The sequence below is a fragment of the Acinetobacter septicus genome (assembly GCF_019355975.1).
GTDB lineage: Bacteria > Pseudomonadota > Gammaproteobacteria > Pseudomonadales > Moraxellaceae > Acinetobacter > Acinetobacter ursingii.
In genome coordinates this window covers 1,840,918-1,859,793 of sequence record NZ_CP079898.1, presented here as the reverse complement: position 1 = coordinate 1,859,793, position 18,876 = coordinate 1,840,918, and the positions used below count along the sequence as shown (strand labels likewise).

The following is an 18,876-nucleotide window of genomic DNA, read 5'->3' as shown; positions in this document are numbered from 1 at the left end:
CCTAATATTATTTATCTTTTGTTGAGCATTGGATTCTAAAACATGCTCCTTTTTGTTGTTCCACATAACTGAGCTTGGCGTGATTGGCTTCACACAGACTATGGGACAAATATAATCCTAAACCAGTTCCCTTGATTTCGGTACTAAAAAATGGCTTAAATAGTTGCGATATATCACGTTTTTCGATGCCATTGCCAAAATCAATCACATCAATGAATACTTCAGCTTGAACCATACGTACGGATAATACAATCTGATCAACATCTGGATCATTATGGCGTAATGCATTGCGAATCAGGTTGATTAAAACTTGGGTTAACTGTTTTGGATCAAATTGAACGATTACCTTCTCGGTCATCTCCAAGCGGATTTGATGTTGAACATCGGATAAATCTTCAGTCAGTAAATGAGACAAAAAGCTATCTAACTCAATCAGCATCGGATGCGTGGTGTCATTGCGCGCCATACGCAATGTATCTTCAATAATATCATTGATACGTTTTGATTGTTTACTGATCATTTTTTGCAGTAAATGCTGCTGTTCAGATTCGCTGCCAATATACAGTTCATTGGCCTGTACAATCGCTGCCAATGGGTTACGAATTTCGTGGGCAATACTGGCGGAAAGTTGTCCTAAAGCGGCAAGTTTAAGCTGTTGAACCTGTTGATTGAGCTGCTGCACATCCTGCAAGCGCAATAAAATTAAAGCCTGATGAGGAACGATCAAACGTTGTACCTTAATATGCACGTTATAAGTAGACAGTTGTGATTCAAAAATAAACTGTTCGCCGTCTTCTAAGGGATCAAATCTTAAGAGTTCAAATAAATCGGGCTGGGTTTTGGCCAACGGAAGTTGTTCATGCGCAAATAATGGCGGAATGCCCAACAGCGTACAGGCGGCTGGATTGCTGAGCACCACATGGTAGTTTTCATCTAATACCAGATAGCCATCATCAATTTGTTCTAAAATATAACGATTAATATTTTGAAGTTGATAAAGTGCTTGGGATTGACGAAAGCTAATATTTTCCAGAATTTTAAAATGTTTTACAGCAACCTGACCAATGCCATACATGACAAAAAACAAAAAAGCCAGTAAAGCACTATTTCCAATGGTGCTTAAATTATTATAATCAAAAAAACTTGAAAAAAACTGTTGATAGATCAGTGAAATAACAGCAAGAAGCGTGATCACCAAAGAGACTTTTCTGGGCAGTAAAATCGCGGCAGAAAACACCGTAATAACATACAGCAAACTAATATTTAAATTTGGTGCGCCCAGAGAAAACGTCAGCAACCCCAATGCGATGACATCAACCACAAACAGTATAATCAATTGACGATCAATCTGTCGTGGATAAAACTTAAACAATAAAAACTGAATCAGACTGGCTGCGCAATAAGCGATAAGCGTATAAAAATACAACACAGGCTGATTGTAGTCAGCATTTAACTGCTCAGAAATGAGCTGAAAAATAATGATTAAACCTGTGACAATAAGCAGGCGGTAAAGGGTGTACCACAAACCTAAACGGTAAATCGTATAAGAAAGTGGCGTAGAAGATTGCGCCAGCATGATTGTATCTAACTCGAATACTTAAGGTTTGATGAGTCCGTAACGAATGGCAAGATGAGTGAGTTTGACATCACTATCAAGATCCAGTTTTTCAAAAATACGATAACGGTAAGTATTCACAGTTTTAACGCTCACAAAAAGCTTATCAGCAATTTCCTGAGCGCTGATACAATTGACCACCATCATCGCAACTTGCATTTCACGTTCTGAAAGTGCATCAAAAGGCGATTGCTGAGTATCTGATAAATAAGAACTGGCTAGTTGTTCAGCAATATCAGCACTGAAATATTTACCGCCTTGCATGACTTTATTAATCGCTCTGACCATCTCGGTAATCGGAGCACCTTTAGTAATATAGCCTTTGGCACCTGCCTTTAAGAGCAATGAGGGATAGGGTTCTTCTGCCAGTCCACTCACCGCGATAACTTTGGTTTCAGGTGCGGTTTGCAACAAGCGACGTGTAGTTTCGACCCCGCCAATGCCGGGCATATTCACATCAAGTAATACCACTTGAGGGTGTTGTTGACGCACTATGGCAATCGCTTCTTCGCCAGATTCTGCCTGTCCAATCACCTCAACACCAGTTTGATCTTCAAGCATACGACAGATCCCTGTACGTACTAATTCATGATCATCAACCACCAAAACTGTGATCACGCTGGCCTCCTTGGACTAAAAAAGATGTTTTTTTGTTACATAAAGCAAAATTTACTTGCAATGTAATGACAAAATTAGCAATCCTATTCACACAAGTTTGAGAGAATAGTTGTACACACTGCTGCCGTCATTATTTGCATGTCGTGCCTTCAAATGTAAGGCATAATGTAGGTAATAAGCAAATCTGTGTGTACCCTGAGTTGAGTAATTGATCGTGAAAAATTCTAAAAAGTCATTAATGCATGTCTTGAGCATGTCTGTTTTGTTTGCACTAAGCTCGGCAAGTTATGCGGAGATTATTGTTAATCCTTCATCGGGGAACGGATCTGCGTCATTAAATTGGTCTTCAGATCAAGCCAGTCAGCTTTTAAATGATGATGGCGAGTTCGAAGCAAGTCCACAAGGTTCAACCAGTATTAGTACAACGGTGCGCAGTCATGGCGCTGCACCAGCCGCGAATACGAATGTTTCAATTTCATCCACCCCGAAAGTCGTGATTCGTGACACGAGTGGCTATGGCTCTCAGCCTTCTGTCAATGCCCGAGCAGCATTGGTGATGGATGCTCAGACAGGTGAAGTACTGTATAGCAAAAATACCAATACAGCCTTTCCTATAGCGTCTTTGACCAAACTGATGACGGCTGTGGTGACTTCGGATGCACGTCTCGATATGTCTGAAGAAATCACCTTACAGCAAATCGATTTTGCGGGTGCAGGTGGCAAAAACTCTAGCTCAACGCTACGTGCGGGCGATACCATGAATCGTGCTGAAGTATTGTTGTTTGCTTTAATGAAGTCTGAAAATCCTGCGGCAGCGGCTTTAGCGAGAACTTATCCCGGTGGACGTAGTGCCTTTGTGGCTGCGATGAATGCTAAAGCACGTCAGTTGGGTATGACGTCAACGCATTATGTCGAGTCTACAGGTCTAGATCCGCATAATGTGGCTTCTGCACGTGATCTGGGAATTTTAGCCAGTGCAGCATCTCAATACGGTTTGATTCGTCAGTTTTCAACGACCCCGACCTATGACTTTAATCTGGGCTATCGCGTACTGAAGTCCAATAATACCAACGCATTAGTGCGTAATGGTGGCTGGAATATCAATCTGTCTAAAACAGGTTATATTAATGAAGCAGGGCGTTGTGTGGTGATGCATACCACTGTGAATTCGCGACCAGCAGTGGTGGTGTTATTAGGTGCATCAAGCTCGCAGGCACGTACCAATGATGCAACTAATTTATTGACTTGGTTATCTCAACAACCAAAACGTCTTTAGCAGATTTTAAAAAAATTTGATGTCATTTTAAATTTACGATCAATATGCCCATAATGAAAAAACCAGTTGCAAGCAACTGGTTTTTTCATGTCAAATCTAAACTTACATATTGGACAAAATAGAGTCTTTCACTTGAGTCATAGTGGCATCAATCGATAGCATGACTGCATCTGCACATTGTTTGATTGCAGTATCAGGGTCTTTTAAGCCGTTGCCTGTCACTGTACAAACGATCACAGAACCTTCTGCAATTTTACCCGCTTTGATATCACGAATCGCACCACCAATCGATGCCGCAGAAGCAGGTTCTACAAACACACCTTCATACATAGACAGTAAGCGTTGTGCTTCAAGAATTTCGCTATCCTGAAGTTCATCAAACCAGCCTTTAGAATCACGAACCACAGCTTTAGCATGATTCCAGCTTTGTGGATTACCAATACGAATGGCTGTTGCGACCGTTTCAGGTTGTTCTACAGGTGCGCCACGTAAGAAAGGAGCAGCGCCCGAAGCTTGATAACCCACCATGGTTGGTAAGCCTTCTGGTTTAGGACCTGTGAACTGATCTGTTGCAGCATCATAGATGACTTGTTCAAATTGATCCGCAGGCTGATTCGCCACTGCTTCGGTATAACCCATCCAGTGTGCCGTGATATTACCTGCGTTACCCACTGGTAAGCAGTGATAATCAGGCGCACGACCCAATGCTTCTACGATTTCATAGGCAATGGTTTTTTGACCTTGTAAGCGATAAGGGTTAATTGAGTTAACAATGGTGACAGGAGCCTGATCAGCCACTTCTTTCACCAGACGCATACCATCGTCAAAGTTACCACGGATTTGCATGGTGATTGCACCATACATCATGGCTTGCGCCATTTTACCCATTGCGATTTTGCCTTCTGGAATTAAGACAAACGCTTTGATGCCTGCACGTGCAGCATACGCCGCTGCCGCCGCAGAAGTGTTACCTGTAGATGCACAGATAATCGCTTTAGAGCCTTCTTCAACCGCTTTGGTGACAGCCATAGTCATACCACGGTCTTTGAATGAACCTGTTGGGTTTAAACCTTCATATTTCACATAGATTTCAACATCTTTACCAATCAGACGTGGAATGTTCTCTAGTTTAATCAGTGGGGTATTTCCCTCTCCTAAAGAAATAGCACGGGTCGTTGCTGAAACTGGCAAACGGTCACGATAACGATCAACAAGACCGGTATAACGATTGGCATTAGACATGAGATGATGTTCCAAATGTGAGGTAGAGCTGGTGAGAGGGGAGTGACCCTCTCCACCTGTTTAACTATCCAGCGATTCTAAACGAATTCGTACGATTTCGCCATGAATTGCAGGCAAAGCCTGAATTTTGGCAATCGCGTCATCCATTTTTGACTCAACGACAGGGTCAGTTAAGATCACGATCGGGATTAAGTCTTTTAAACGAGATTGTTGCATGATGGCATCGATGCTGATGCCAGCACGACTGAGAATCGTCGTAATATCTGCAAGTACGCCTGTCTGGTCTTCGGCATCGACACGTAGATAATACCCAGTGGTCATTTCTTCGCGTTTGAGGATAGGTAAATCTGTCAAAGCTTCAAAAGCCAGTTGAGGAATCGTTCCAGCACCATCTTCGGTATAAGAAATATCGCGTACAATATCCACAATATCCGCAACTACAGCAGAAGCGGTTGGGCCTGCGCCTGCGCCTGCGCCATAATATAATGTTGGGCCAACTGCATGAGCTTGTACGAGCACTGCATTTTTGACTCCATTGACATTTGCAATCAGTTGTTCTTCTGGAATTAGGGTTGGGTGGACACGTAGTTCAATACCATGTTCTGCACGGCGCGCAATACCGAAGTGTTTAATCCGGAAGCCAAGATCTTCTGCGTATTTGACATCCTGTGCGGTAATTTTACTAATCCCTTCGGTATAGACTTTGTCAAACTGTAGCGGAATACCAAATGCACAAGACGCCAGAATCGTAAGCTTATGTGCAGCATCAATCCCTTCAACGTCAAAAGTTGGATCAGCTTCGGCATAACCAAGTTGTTGAGCTTCTGCGAGCACGTCGGTAAAGGCACGACCTTTATCGCGCATTTCAGTCAGGATAAAGTTACCGGTACCGTTAATAATGCCTGCAAGCCATTCAATACGGTTGGCAGCCAAACCTTCACGAATGACTTTGATAATCGGGATACCGCCTGCAACGGCTGCTTCATAAGCGATCTGAACTGCATTATCTTCAGCAGCTTTAAAGAGTTCGTTACCATGTTCTGCAAGCAAGGCTTTATTGGCAGTCACGACCTGTTTACCATGCTTGATGGCTTCCATAATCACTTCATATGCAGGATGGATACCGCCCATAACTTCAACAACTACATCAACGTTGGGTTGACGTACGATTTCCATTAAATCTGCACTTTGCTGAATGCCTTCGAGCTCAAGATCGGGACGAGGACGGCGAGTGCCAACATGGGTAATTTGAATTTCACGGCCGGTGCGACGTTTAATTTCAGCGGCGTTTTCTTGTAATAGTTTAAGGGCTCCACCACCCACGGTTCCAAGACCGAGTATTGCCAGACGAACTGGTTTCACGTCACACTCCATACATGCATTAAAAAATAAACAAGGCTAGATCATAGCTAAAAAAAGCGCCAGACTCTAGGGCGAAGTGTGTTTTATCTTCGCCCAGTGTCAAATTTTTATAAGTGATGGGGATTACTGTGAATATTTATTTTTCCAGTCGTTTTACCAACTCATCTGGTGTGAGATATCCACCCAGATATTGACCATCACTGTTGTAAATTGCAGGCGTTCCATTGACCCCAATATTTAGACCCAGTTGATATTGTTCATGCACAGGGTTTTTACATTGTGGAGCTTGTACCGGCAAGCCTTGAATAGATTGATCAAATGCAGCTTTACGGTCTTCACTACACCAGATTGCTTGCATGGTTGGCATAAATTGTTCACCACGAGGCCATGCAATATAGCGAACTTCAATCCCTTTGCTGGTGATCTCACTGAGATGTTCATGTAATTTGTGGCAATACGGGCAGCTTGAATCGGTAAACACGTAAATCACATGTTTGGCTTTACCATTCGTGGCTGGGTAAACAATTAAATCTTCAGTTTTGAGTGCTGCAAATAATTTTTTATTTTCTGAAGATTGCAGTGCATCACCGACATTGGTCAGTTCTTTGTCACCTAAACGGATGACTTCCCCTTGAATAATATATTTGCCGTCACTGGTGGCATACACAGAACTCATGCCTTCCAGATTCACCCAATATAAATTGGGAACTTCGGTCGGTTTGATATCAATGACTTTAGCCTGAATATTGGCTTTTTTAAATTGTTGTTGTAGCGTGGTGATTAAACGTTGCTGGGCATTACGTTCACTGAGCGTTGAGGCTTCACCTGTTGCGGGCGCACTGGCTGTTAAAGTATCTTGTTTTTGTGCTGAGTTTTCTTTAGAGCAAGCTGAAAGGGCAAGAGCTGTTGCCACTGTACATGCTAAAAAAAGACGAGATCGGGTAAACAACATAGACGACCCTTTTATCAAAATTCTAAATCGGAAAGGGCTAAGAATAGCAAAAAAAACAAACAGCCATGTGGTTTATTGCACATCAACTGTAAAAAATAATAGCTAAATTTGTAGAGTTGATCACATTGTTTTGAGGGTTAATTAATCATTTTATTTTAACCACGTGGATGATGCTGAGCATGGAGTTGTTGCATACGAACCTGTGCGACATGGGTGTAGATTTGAGTTGTCGATAAATCACTGTGTCCCAACAGCATTTGCACTACACGTAAGTCAGCGCCATGATTAAGCAAATGCGTGGCAAAGGCGTGACGCAAAGTATGTGGCGATAAATCAGCTTGAATATTGGCCTGTAAGGCATAACGCTTAATGGCATACCAAAAATTTTGTCGGCTCATAATGCCGCCATGTTGAGTGAGAAATAAATAGTCCGTGCTGCTTTTATATAAATGAGGGCGAGATTGCGCCAGATAGTGCTCGACCCACTGTGTTGCAAATTGTCCCATGGGAACGAGGCGTTCTTTATTGCCTTTGCCTGTAATGCGTAAATAACCCTGTTTTAAATTAATTAAATCCAGTCGTAGATTTAAGAGTTCCGTGACACGTAAGCCACAGGCATATAAAACCTCTAGCATAGCGCGGTCACGAAGTCCTAACGCAGTTTCGGTGTCTGGTGCTTGTATCAGCGCTTCGACATCCTGTTCGGATAAGTCTTTAGGTAAGGCGCGTCCCAGTTTAGGACTTTTATGATTGGCCATCGGATTGTCTGTACGTAATTTTTGCTCACGTAAAAATTTATAAAATTGACGTAATGCGGACAGACAGCGTGCAATGGAACGCGGGCTTTTACTGAGTTTGGTCAGTTCAATCATGACCTCCGAGACATCATGACTTGACCAATCGGTCAAATTAACAGCAGATAAACTACCGCACTGGATTAAATCACTTAAATACGCATTGCGCGTATGGGGGCTGACGCTCTGAGCGACCAGATAATCACGAAAACCCTGTAAAAAACTAAATTGTTCAGGGATATTTACAGCCGCAGGAATACGAGGTTTTTTGCTGATGGTCATCTTTTTATCTCTTGCATGATCAGCACTTTAGGTGAAAAGTCACGCGCTGTCGATCCTCTATTCGGGATGAGAATTGTAATTCTTCCTTATTTGTTAATTATTCTCATTTGACGTTATACTATATAAAAGAGTTCAGGATCAGATGCGGTGCGTTTATCAGAGTTAAAAGTTAAGCAAACTGCCATCATCACCAAGGTCAATCGTACCGTAGATGGCAATGCAGATCAGCAAGACCTTGTCGCAAGTCGCTTGGAAACACTTGGTTTTGTTCCGGGTGAGAAAGTTGAAGTCATCACCAAAGGTGTATTTGGAGGAGATCCGATTCTTGTCCAGTTAGGTTTTACGCGCTTTGCGCTGCGTAAAATTGAAGCTGAAAAGATTGAAATTAGCCAGAACGATGGAGTTCCAGCATGAGTGAAGTGCTTCGTGTCGCCCTTGTTGGAAATCCAAACTGCGGTAAAACTTCTCTGTTTAACCAACTGACTGGAACTCGTCAAAAAGTGGCGAACTATGCGGGTGTGACAGTTGAACGCAAAATAGGTTTTTTTGAATTACCTTCAAAAAGAACAGTACGGGTATTGGATTTGCCGGGTACCTATAGTTTGACTGCCACTAGCCCTGATGAAGCCATTACCCGTGATGTTTGTTTGGGTAAAATTGAAGGTGAAGAGCAACAGGATGCATTTTTATGTGTGGTCGATGCGACCAACTTGAAGCTGCATTTGGGCTTGGTGCTTGAGGTTTTGGAACTGGGTCGTCCTGTTCTGGTTGTACTGAACATGATGGATGAAGCGCGTCGCCGTGGAATTCAAGTCAACGCACAAAAACTCTCTGAGCGTTTAGGTGTTCCAGTTGTTGAAACAGTAGCTGTGCGAAATGCAGGCGTTGAAATGCTCAAGACTGCACTCGATCAAAATAAATTTAGCGTCCCGCATACTGAATTAAGTGGGCTTAAGGGTAGCCATCACCAGAAAATTGAAACCATTCTGAACGATGTCGTACATTATGTTGATCAGGAAGATAAACGTTCTGATTTTCTAGATAAAATCTTTTTGCATCCTGTACTTGGCTTACTCAGTCTTGCCATTTTAATGTTTGTGGTGTTTCAGGCGGTATTTGCTTGGGCAGCACCGTTTATGGATGGCATTGAAGCCTTTTTTGGTTGGTTGGGTGAAGTGGTCGGTGGTTTTATTACTCAACCGTTGCTGCACAGTCTAGTCGTCGATGGAATTATTGCAGGCGCAGGCGCAGTGGCTGTGTTTTTGCCCCAGATTTTGATTTTGTTCTTTTTTATTTTGGTTCTGGAAGAGTCGGGTTATTTACCACGTGCGGCTTTTTTACTCGATAAACTGATGTTTAAAGCTGGCTTGAGTGGTCGGGCGTTTATTCCGCTCTTGTCCAGTTTTGCTTGTGCGATTCCTGGCATTATGGCAACGCGGAGTATCAGTGACCCGCGGGATCGTTTTACCACGATCATGGTTGCACCACTGATGACCTGTTCGGCTCGCTTACCTGTCTATGCTTTGCTGATTGGTGCATTTATTCCAAATCAAACGGTCTGGGGTATTTTTAATCTGCAAGGATTGGTGCTGTTTGGTCTATACATGGCAGGAATTTTAAGCGCACTACTGGTTTCATTTGTGATGAAATTCTTTCAAAAAGATAAATCACAGCATGCTTTGTTGATGGAATTGCCTAGTTATCGTTTTCCAAACCTGAAAAGTGTGGGAATCGGTTTATTGGATCGTGCCAAGATTTTCTTGAAGCGTGTCGGTGGCATTATCTTCGCGTTATCAGTGTTGTTGTGGTTCTTATGTACATTTCCACAACCGCCAGAAGGTGCGACCTTACCTGCGATTGATTACAGTTTCGCAGGCATGCTAGGGCACTTGATTCAGCCTTTATTTGCGCCTCTTGGTTTTAGTTGGCAAATCTGTATTGCGTTGATTCCAGCGATGGCGGCACGTGAAGTCGTGGTTGCCGCATTGGGAACCGTCTACGCACTTTCAGCGACGGGTGGTGATGATGCGGTTGCGCAAAGTCTCAGTCAGTTAATTAGTGCGCCAGATACCGGTTGGTCACTGGCAACAGGCTTGTCATTATTGGTGTGGTTTATCTATGCGCCTCACTGTCTGGCAACTTTGGCGACGGTGCGTCGTGAAACAGGTTCGTGGAAATTTGTGGCGATTATGACGGGTTATTTATTTGGTTTGGCTTATCTGATGTCATTCCTGACCTATCAAATTGCATCACGGTTTTTTATTTAAGGCGTATGTTCTGCGCTCAACGGAGGCTGAAATGATTGAATATTTGATTATTGCGGTGTTGGTGATTTGGAGTGCCTTGGTGGTATTTAAAAAGGTCTTTCCGAAAACATCCAGTGCGACATTTTCTGCGTTGTCGGTCTTTTGTGAACAGCGCGGTTGGCATGTGCTGGCCAAGTGGCTAAAACCTAAAATGTCAGTAGGTTGTGCAGGCGGCTGTGGTTGTTCAAGTGATGACAAGCCGATGATTAAGAATAATGAAGTTAAACCCGTAAAATGGCATTAACGATTGAATGAAGATATTGTGCAAAAAGCCATCAACTTGATGGCTTTTTTTACGCGCTGACACAAAAAACGATGAATAAAATGAAAACTGAAAAAGTATTCAAAACTTAGAAATGCTAACATTTTGCATTCAATTCTGGCATCGATATGCGGAGCAAACATGCTAATACAACGGGGCGGATTAAAAGTCGTAGCAGGACTTGGTATTTCAGGGGTGTCTGCTGTGAATTTTCTACATGAACAAGGTTATCGGGTTGCGGTAACTGACTCACGTGAAACACCACCCGGTCATGATCAGATTCCTGCCGAAGTCAAAACCAGTTTTGGTCAACTGGATCTGGAATTGCTCCTACAAGCCGAAGAAATTATTCTAAGTCCAGGGCTTGCACCGCAACTTCCCGAAATTCAACAGGTGATTGCAAAAGGCATTCCAGTGGTCAGTGATATTCAATTATTACGTCGTGCTACAGATGTGCCGATTGTGGCGATTACAGGTTCAAATGCAAAAAGTACAGTAACAACATTAATTGGGAAAATGGCGCAGGATGCAGGGCGTAAGGTTGCAGTAGGGGGGAATCTGGGGCGTCCTGCGCTTGATTTACTTAAAGATCAACCTGAATTAATTGTACTGGAATTATCCAGTTTCCAGCTTGAAACCACATCTAACCTGAATGCGGCTGTGGCAGTTGTGTTGAATATGAGTGAAGATCATTTAGACCGTCATGGTGATATGTTCGGTTACCATAAAGCCAAACATCGTATTTTTCAGGGTGTTAAAAAAGTTGTTTATAACCGAGATGACAGTCTGACTCGACCTTTAGTGCCTGATCAAACGCCGATGCAAAGTTTTGGCTTAAATGCGCCTGATCTTAATCAATACGGCATTTTACGTGAAGATAATGGTACGTTGTGGTTAGCACGAGGTCGTGAACGTTTGATCAAAAGCTCCGAACTGTATATTCAGGGGACGCATAATGTTGCCAATGCACTGGCTTGTTTGGCTCTAGGGGAGGCGATTGGCTTACCACGAGATTCGATGCTAGAGACCTTAAAGCAATTTAAAGGCTTGGAGCATCGTTGTGAATATGTCAAAACCGTGCATGGTGTACGTTATTATAATGACTCCAAAGGAACCAATGTCGGTGCGACGCTTGCCGCGATTGATGGTTTGGGTGCCGCGATTGAACCTCAACAGGCAAAAGTGGTGGTGATTTTAGGTGGGCAGGGCAAAGGTCAGGATTTCAGCTTACTTAAAGCTTCGGTTGCTAAATATGTCAAAGTGGCGATCCTGATCGGTGAAGATGCGCCAATATTGCAAATTGCCTTACAGGGCAGTACCGAATTGATTCAGGCACAAAGTTTGAAGCAAGCGGTCGAATTGGCTCAAGCGAAAACAACTGAACATGATGTTGTATTATTATCGCCTGCATGTGCCAGTTTTGATATGTTTACAGGCTATCCAGACCGTGGGCATCAGTTTGTTGCCTGTGTAAATACACTGGTTTAATCAGAACAAGAAATAAGGAAGATGCGATGGCTGGCTTTGCTCAGACAACCATAACCAAACTTAATCAGCTCTATGATCGCTGGATCCCCAAATTTCCTGCGGAAATGACTGCTAAAAATTTGCTGATTTTCTGTGTGGTATGTTTGTTGTGTATCGGCTCGGTTATGGTGGCTTCTGCTTCCATGCCTTATGCTGAATATATGCATGAAAATCCATTTCATTATGTGGTTCGTCATGCAATCTCGATTGCCAGTGCAGCAGTCATTGCTTATTTGGTCTACAAGGTTCCACTCAATCTCTGGTTTAGAAACACTTTTCCTTTGTGGTTGATTACGATTGTACTGCTACTGGCGGTATTGGTGATCGGTACAGAAGTGAATGGCTCCAAGCGCTGGATTCGATTGGCAGGTTTTACTTTGCAGCCGACGGAAGTGGCGAAAGTGATGATGGCAATTTTTACCGCTGATTATGTGGTACGCCGCGCCAAAGAAGTCCGTACCCATTGGAAAGGCTTAGTGCGCTTGAGTGGAATTATGGCGATTACTGTTGGTTTGATTATTGCAGAGCCTGATTTGGGCGCGACCGTGGTCATAGTCCTGATGATGGTGGGGATCTTCTTTTTGGCAGGAGCGCCACCTACTCAGTTTGCCATTATGCTCGGTGCGGTATTGATGGGAATTGGTTTCCTCATTGTATTTGAGCCATATCGAATGGCACGTGCGCTTTCTTTCACCAATCCGTGGGCAGATCCCTTAGGAACGGGTTATCAGTTGTCCAATGCCCTAATGGCTTTTGGACGTGGTGAATGGTTTGGAACAGGTCTGGGGCACAGTGTTCAAAAACTTTCTTATTTACCTGAAGCCCATACAGACTTTATGCTGGCGGTATTAGGCGAAGAATTTGGTTTTGTGGGTATTTCGCTGGTCATGGTTTTGTCTTTTGGCATGTTGGCTTGTTGTATCAAGATTGGACATCGCGCGTTAAAACACAATTTTTTGCGTGCAGGTTATCTGGCATACGGCATCAGTATTATTTTCCTGCTTCAGATTCTGGTGAATGCAGGCATGAATATGGGCTTAATGCCGACCAAAGGTTTAACGCTGCCTTTTATTAGTTATGGAGGAACGTCGCTGATGATGTGTGCCGCCATGATCAGTTTGGTGCTTAAAATTGACTCTTCTACCCAGCAAGTTAACCCAAACCGAGAAGAATCCAACTTCTAATGATTGAACAGCAAGACCAATCAACCCAGATGAAATCTGGGTTTTTTTATGGGTTAAAGGAAGGTGTCGTTCAGTTCGGTCTGATGCGGAATCTGGTCAATATTCCATTGAGCCACTGCTTGTTTCAGCATATTTGAAGGGATATCTAACTCAACAGGTGATTGGTGTAATGCTTCGATTGCTTGTGCTAATAATAAGGATGCCTGTTTTAGATCGAGTGCCTGTGCCAGATTTTGTTTGGAAAGCTTTTGACCATTGGCATTCATGGCCAGTGGTAGGTGCATATAGGTTAAACGCGGATAACCGAGTAGCTGACCTAACCAGATTTGCCGTTCGGTATTATCGAGTAAATCTGCACCGCGTACTACATGCGTAATACCTTGCAAATAATCATCCACGACCACAGCCAGTTGATAATTAATAATGCCATCACGGCGTTTTAGCACAAAATCGCCCAAATCGTGTTGGAGATGACTGCAATGTTGACCTTGCAAACGGTCATTAAAACAGATGTATTCGTCATTCACCTTAACCCGAATTGCCTGATCGTTAAAATCCAGATTAAGATTGCGACATGTACCCTGATAAATGGCATTCGAACCCAGCATTTTTCGGGTACATTGGCAGGCATAAACCAAATGTTGCTGTTTAAGTTGTTCAATGACTTGTTCGTAGATTGGCAAACGTTGACGCTGAAAAATAATCTCGCCATCTACTTCAAAACCAAAAGCAGCAATGCTGTTTAGAATATGTGTTTCACTGTCTGGATAGATGCGCGGGATATCAGTATCTTCGATCCGAACCAGCCAGCTTCCCTGTTGTGATTTGGCATCACAATAACTGGCGACGGCGGTAATCAGTGAACCAAAATGTAGAGGACCTGTTGGAGAGGGCGCAAAGCGACCAATGTAGTGGCTACGCGAAACATGAGTATCGACGCTGTTTCGCTGTGGCACAAAAGCCGAGCATGGCTCGGCTGTGTTGTCATTCACGGTCATGGTTAGCCGTTATTTTGCTTCTCTTTGATTTCAGCAAGTGTTTTGCAGTCGATACATTGAGTCGCGGTTGGACGTGCTTCAAGACGACGCAGACCAATTTCAATACCACACGTTTCACAGTAGCCATAATCGCCTGATTTGATGTCTTCTAGCGATTGCTCGATCTTACGAATCAGTTTACGTTCACGGTCACGGGTACGCAGTTCAATTGCGAACTCTTCTTCTTGTGTCGCGCGGTCATTGACGTCTGGTAGCGCTGTAGACTCGTCCTGCATGGTGTTGAGGGTACGATCTACTTCAGACATCAATTCTGCTTTCCATGCCTGAAGAATTTTACGGAAGTGCTCAAGTTGCCCATCCGACATGTATTCTTCGTTTTTCTTTGGTTGATAAGGTTCAATACCAAATAAACTTGCAGTGGTGCCCCCTTCAGCAGCCTTTGGCTTTGCTTTACGCGGACGTTTTGCTGCGGTTTTATCACCGTCTAAAACATCGGTGTTTTCGTCCAAGACCTGGTTTTGGTTGTCATTCGCCATATAGGGCATTCCTCATCATACACGTACTATCTATACGCAAAAAATATGGTGGTATGCAAGTGTTTTTTATTCCATCCCGTCGGCGTATTTTCGATCGGGGTCGTCATCATATAGATTTTTTTTGCAAGATGATAGTCATCTGAGACGGCTTTTCGTTGCAAAGCTTTTCTACAGAGTGAAGAACATAATCCAAAACGGAAAAAATAGAAAGTTAATAGCCTGATATTTCTGTATTTATAAGGTGGTTGATGTGCTCCAGACGTTGCACCACAGTTTCAAATGTTCCGTTTGTTTTAAGTTTCAGGACACGATAACCGGGTGCAACTGCATCAAGCGCAAATTGCTCGCTACACGGCTTAAATTGCACACTGGTCGATGGAGTAGATAAGCATTCAATATGTTGCCAAAAATTGCTCGAATTCTGATGCACATGACCATACAAAATCGCTTTCACTTGCTTAAAGCGTTCCAGTAAATTAAATACAGCCTGACTATTTTTAAGTTTGTGTTGATCGATCCATTTGGAATGCATCTCAAAGGGATGATGATGGCAAGCTAAAATAGTGGGATGAGCTTGATGTTGTTCCAGCAAATCAGTCAATTGTTCAAGTTGAGATGTAGAAACCAAACCATCGACCCGGTTGCTGACCGCAGTATTCAATAAAATAATACGCCAGTCGCCTAATTCGATTAAAACAGGCTGTTGAGGATTTTCTTGATGAAAAGGAAAGTATTTTTCATCGTCATGATTTCCTGGGGTATGGAAAAAAGGAATCCCCAACTGTTGCATAAAATGCAGATAACGTTGATAAGTTTTAGGTCTTGGTGCTTGTGCCAAATCACCCGTATGAATAATGGCATCAGCTTGCGGATAATGTTGTTGAATGTGAGTCATCACTTCATGAAAACTTTGTTCAGGATTCATACCAACAAACTCGTGCTCAGGTTGTTCGAGCAAATGCGTGTCCGTGATTTGAATCAGGACATATTCTTGAGCTGAAGTTGGCACAACCTGAAAACTCACGGATTACCCCTTAGTATTTTTTGTCATTTTAATTTTTTGATTTAACCATTGTAACGCCATAATCACAGGCGAATTTTTGAGACGACCATGAGCAAAAAGCGGCTGTAACTGGTGATAGTCAAAAATATGCAATTGAATATTTTCGCCCTCATCCGCAAGACCATGTACACCACCATGCTCTGGTAAGTCAGTCTCAGCAGCATAAAGATGAAACACTTCAGAACATGCGCCAGCCGATGGATAGAAGCTAAATAAATGCTCGAGTTCATCAATCTGACAACCAGACTCTTCCAGACTTTCACGGCGAATGCAGCTTTCAGGGGATTCATTACCATCCAAAACCCCAGCAATGATTTCAAGTTGCCATGGAGAATCTGGATCGTCGATTGCACCGACTCGAAATTGCTCAATCAAGGCAAATCGTTGTTGTGCATCATTATAAAGCAGAACGCCTGCGGCTGTCTTGCGCTGGATGAGTTCTCTTTGAATTTGAGGAATAAAATCATTTTGATTAAACATGCGGTGTTGCAGGCTGACTTTTTCAACCTGTACAAATCCACGGAACATATATTCACGTGAATGAATCTTTACATCTTGCTGAGAAAAAGTAGCGTGTTCAACGATGTCCATAGGTCAAAATTAGGATGAAATACAAGTATTTCATCCTAACCGAGATCAAATTAAACACAAACGCTTTTTTGGTCCCTTTAAACTTTCTGGTATAGTTTTTGACCATTTTCGTGATAAGCGGTTTTCATGGCTTTGAGACCTGCTTCAACTTCTGAATCTTCAGATGTCGAGGATGCCGCATGGCTTAAGTTTTGAGCATAATCACGCACATTCTGGGTGATTTTCATAGAGCAAAACTTAGGGCCGCACATCGAGCAGAAATGTGCTGACTTATGTGCTTCTTTTGGCATGGTTTCATCGTGCATGCTACGCGCTGTATCTGGATCAAGTGCCAGATTAAACTGATCTTCCCAACGGAACTCAAAACGTGCTTTAGAGAGTGCATTATCACGCGCTTGCGCACCCGGATGACCTTTGGCTAAATCCGCTGCATGCGCTGCAATTTTATAAGTAATAATGCCATCTTTAACATCTTTCTTATTTGGCAAGCCGAGATGCTCTTTCGGTGTGACATAACACAACATCGCTGTCCCATACCAACCAATCATGGCTGCACCAATCGCAGAAGTAATATGGTCATAGCCCGGTGCAATGTCAGTCGTCAAAGGGCCAAGCGTATAAAATGGCGCTTCTTTGCAGACTTCAAGCTGTAAATCCATATTTTCTTTGACCATATGCATTGGCACATGTCCCGGGCCTTCAATCATGACCTGTACATCATGTTCCCATGCGCGATGGGTGAGTTCACCCAGCGTTTTTAATTCTGAAAATTGAGCTTCGTCATTGGCGTCCTGAATACAACCCGGACGCAAGCCATCGCCTAGACTAAAGGATACGTCATAGGCTTTCATGATTTCACAGATTTCATCAAAATGTGTATACAGGAAGTTTTCCTGATGATGTGCCAGACACCATTGTGCCATAATCGAACCACCACGGGAGACGATGCCTGTCAAACGATTTGCAGTCATTGGAACATAGCGTAATAGAACGCCAGCATGAATGGTGAAATAATCCACGCCCTGTTCAGCTTGTTCAATCAAGGTATCTTTAAAAATTTCCCAATTCAGATCTTCTGCTACACCATTGACTTTTTCTAAAGCCTGATAGATTGGAACTGTGCCAATCGGTACAGGTGAATTGCGAATAATCCATTCGCGCGTTTCATGGATGTTTTTACCTGTCGATAAATCCATGATGGTATCTGCACCCCAGCGGGTTGCCCAAGTCATTTTTGCGACTTCTTCATCAATGGATGAACCCAGTGCAGAGTTACCGATATTTGCATTGATCTTAACCAAAAAGTTACGTCCGATAATCATCGGTTCACATTCTGGATGGTTAATATTGGCAGGAATAATCGCGCGTCCTTCAGCCACTTCCTGACGGACAAACTCTGGGGTAATTTCGGTAAGATTTTTTGCCCCGAAGTTTTGTCCTGCATGTTGGCGCATATCAACACCTTCACGCTGACGCTGATTTTCACGAATCGCGATATATTCCATTTCAGGGGTAATAATGCCTTGTTTGGCATAATGCATCTGGGTGACATTTTTACCTGTTTTGGCGCGACGCGGGTTTTGAATATGGGCAAAGCGAATTTCAGCGGTACGAATATCCTTTAGACGCTCTTGACCAAATGTTGAAGTCAAACCAGAGAGTACATCGGTATCCTGACGTTCTTCAATCCATGTTTGACGTACAGACGGCAAACCTTGATTCAAATCAATCTGAATATTCGGGTCGGTATACACGCCAGAAGTGTCATACACCATAACAGGTGGATTATGTTCACCACCTAGACCTGTTGGAGTATCGGTAAGGGCAATTTCACGAAAAGGAACTTGGATATCCGAACGCGAACCCTGAATATACACTTTACGTGAAGCAGGTAAAATGCGGGTGAGATCTTTGGCATCTTGTTCATGTTGTGCTGTTGCTTGTACATAATCTGTGGGTGCATCAGCAGGGGAAAGATTCGTTAATTGGTTCATCGCTTTAATCCTTTGGCAGAACAATTACGAATCAAGCAACCAAAAAACGGAAATTAACTGATCGAAACAGATCAATAGCATATATAAGTTTTTTAGATGGCTTGATTCCTACGCAGGTCTTAACCTGATCAGGTTCAACGGTACTTGGGATCAAATCTAGTCAAAGTGTTAGATTTACCCAATCTCAGCGAGTGATTACTCGCGCTCCGTCAAGCATGCTTAAATACTAACATGGATTGACTACAATTCCCCACACCCTACGGATTGTATTTTT

At 43.0% G+C, this 18,876-nt stretch carries 17 protein-coding genes and 1 riboswitch; of the genes, 6 read left to right on the top strand and 11 right to left on the bottom strand.

What is annotated here, in order from left to right; all coding sequences use genetic code 11:
- Positions 1 to 7 precede the first annotated feature (7 nt).
- The gene (locus I6L31_RS08985) at positions 8 to 1,576 is read right to left on the bottom strand and encodes an ATP-binding protein (RefSeq protein WP_005001798.1); all 1,569 of its coding nucleotides are present in this window, start codon (positions 1,574 to 1,576) and stop codon (positions 8 to 10) included.
- A gap of 21 nt (positions 1,577 to 1,597) precedes the next feature.
- Entirely contained in the window at positions 1,598 to 2,233 is a 636-nt protein-coding gene (gene gacA / locus I6L31_RS08980) for a response regulator transcription factor GacA (RefSeq protein ID WP_004995355.1), read from the bottom strand.
- A 214-nt stretch (positions 2,234 to 2,447) separates the two neighbouring features.
- On the opposite strand from gacA, the gene pbpG reads away from it, so the two are divergent.
- A complete protein-coding gene (gene pbpG / locus I6L31_RS08975) occupies positions 2,448 to 3,509 on the top strand; it encodes a D-alanyl-D-alanine endopeptidase PBP7/8 (protein ID WP_080632309.1) in 1,062 nt (353 codons plus the stop codon).
- 102 nt (positions 3,510 to 3,611) lie between these two features.
- Here pbpG and thrC read toward each other — a convergent pair whose 3' ends face one another.
- The 4 genes from thrC to xerD form a co-directional block, all read right to left on the bottom strand.
- Positions 3,612 to 4,751 carry a threonine synthase gene (thrC, locus tag I6L31_RS08970; protein ID WP_005001803.1) on the bottom strand — a complete coding sequence of 380 codons (1,140 nt, stop codon included), beginning with the start codon at positions 4,749 to 4,751 and terminating at the stop codon, positions 3,612 to 3,614.
- Between the two features lie 60 nt (positions 4,752 to 4,811).
- A complete protein-coding gene (locus I6L31_RS08965) occupies positions 4,812 to 6,113 on the bottom strand; it encodes a homoserine dehydrogenase (protein ID WP_005001804.1) in 1,302 nt (433 codons plus the stop codon).
- A 136-nt stretch (positions 6,114 to 6,249) separates the two neighbouring features.
- A complete protein-coding gene (locus I6L31_RS08960; RefSeq protein ID WP_005001805.1) occupies positions 6,250 to 7,065 on the bottom strand; it encodes a DsbC family protein in 816 nt (271 codons plus the stop codon).
- Between the two features lie 155 nt (positions 7,066 to 7,220).
- Complete coding sequence (gene xerD / locus I6L31_RS08955) at positions 7,221 to 8,141, bottom strand: site-specific tyrosine recombinase XerD (protein WP_005001806.1); 921 nt, start codon at positions 8,139 to 8,141, stop codon at positions 7,221 to 7,223.
- Between the two features lie 147 nt (positions 8,142 to 8,288).
- Between xerD and I6L31_RS08950 the strand changes: the two genes are divergently transcribed.
- From I6L31_RS08950 to ftsW, 5 genes are all read left to right on the top strand, one after another.
- Positions 8,289 to 8,555, top strand: a complete 267-nt coding sequence (locus tag I6L31_RS08950; protein WP_005001807.1) for a FeoA family protein — start codon at positions 8,289 to 8,291, stop codon at positions 8,553 to 8,555.
- A complete protein-coding gene (feoB, locus tag I6L31_RS08945) occupies positions 8,552 to 10,408 on the top strand; it encodes a ferrous iron transporter B (protein ID WP_005001808.1) in 1,857 nt (618 codons plus the stop codon). Before I6L31_RS08950 ends, feoB begins: the two co-directional genes overlap by 4 nt.
- Before the next feature lie 31 nt (positions 10,409 to 10,439).
- The gene (locus tag I6L31_RS08940; protein ID WP_004995339.1) at positions 10,440 to 10,691 is read left to right on the top strand and encodes a DUF6587 family protein; all 252 of its coding nucleotides are present in this window, start codon (positions 10,440 to 10,442) and stop codon (positions 10,689 to 10,691) included.
- Between the two features lie 159 nt (positions 10,692 to 10,850).
- On the top strand, positions 10,851 to 12,197 hold the full coding sequence (murD, locus tag I6L31_RS08935) for a UDP-N-acetylmuramoyl-L-alanine--D-glutamate ligase (protein WP_005001809.1): 1,347 nt from the start codon (positions 10,851 to 10,853) through the stop codon (positions 12,195 to 12,197).
- A gap of 26 nt (positions 12,198 to 12,223) precedes the next feature.
- The gene (ftsW, locus tag I6L31_RS08930; RefSeq protein WP_005001810.1) at positions 12,224 to 13,420 is read left to right on the top strand and encodes a putative lipid II flippase FtsW; all 1,197 of its coding nucleotides are present in this window, start codon (positions 12,224 to 12,226) and stop codon (positions 13,418 to 13,420) included.
- A 53-nt stretch (positions 13,421 to 13,473) separates the two neighbouring features.
- On the opposite strand, the gene gluQRS is transcribed toward ftsW, so the two are convergent.
- From gluQRS to thiC, 5 genes are all read right to left on the bottom strand, one after another.
- Positions 13,474 to 14,418, bottom strand: a complete 945-nt coding sequence (gluQRS, locus tag I6L31_RS08925) for a tRNA glutamyl-Q(34) synthetase GluQRS (protein WP_005001812.1) — start codon at positions 14,416 to 14,418, stop codon at positions 13,474 to 13,476.
- Between the two features lie 2 nt (positions 14,419 to 14,420).
- A complete protein-coding gene (dksA, locus tag I6L31_RS08920) occupies positions 14,421 to 14,954 on the bottom strand; it encodes an RNA polymerase-binding protein DksA (protein ID WP_004995330.1) in 534 nt (177 codons plus the stop codon).
- Between the two features lie 211 nt (positions 14,955 to 15,165).
- Entirely contained in the window at positions 15,166 to 15,978 is an 813-nt protein-coding gene (gene cpdA / locus I6L31_RS08915) for a 3',5'-cyclic-AMP phosphodiesterase (RefSeq protein ID WP_005001814.1), read from the bottom strand.
- 3 nt (positions 15,979 to 15,981) lie between these two features.
- On the bottom strand, positions 15,982 to 16,608 hold the full coding sequence (locus I6L31_RS08910; protein WP_005001818.1) for an NUDIX domain-containing protein: 627 nt from the start codon (positions 16,606 to 16,608) through the stop codon (positions 15,982 to 15,984).
- Positions 16,609 to 16,685: 77 nt separating this feature from the next.
- Positions 16,686 to 18,602, bottom strand: a complete 1,917-nt coding sequence (gene thiC, locus I6L31_RS08905) for a phosphomethylpyrimidine synthase ThiC (RefSeq protein ID WP_005001820.1) — start codon at positions 18,600 to 18,602, stop codon at positions 16,686 to 16,688.
- 88 nt (positions 18,603 to 18,690) lie between these two features.
- Positions 18,691 to 18,821: riboswitch (TPP riboswitch) on the bottom strand.
- Positions 18,822 to 18,876: the final 55 nt, after the last annotated feature.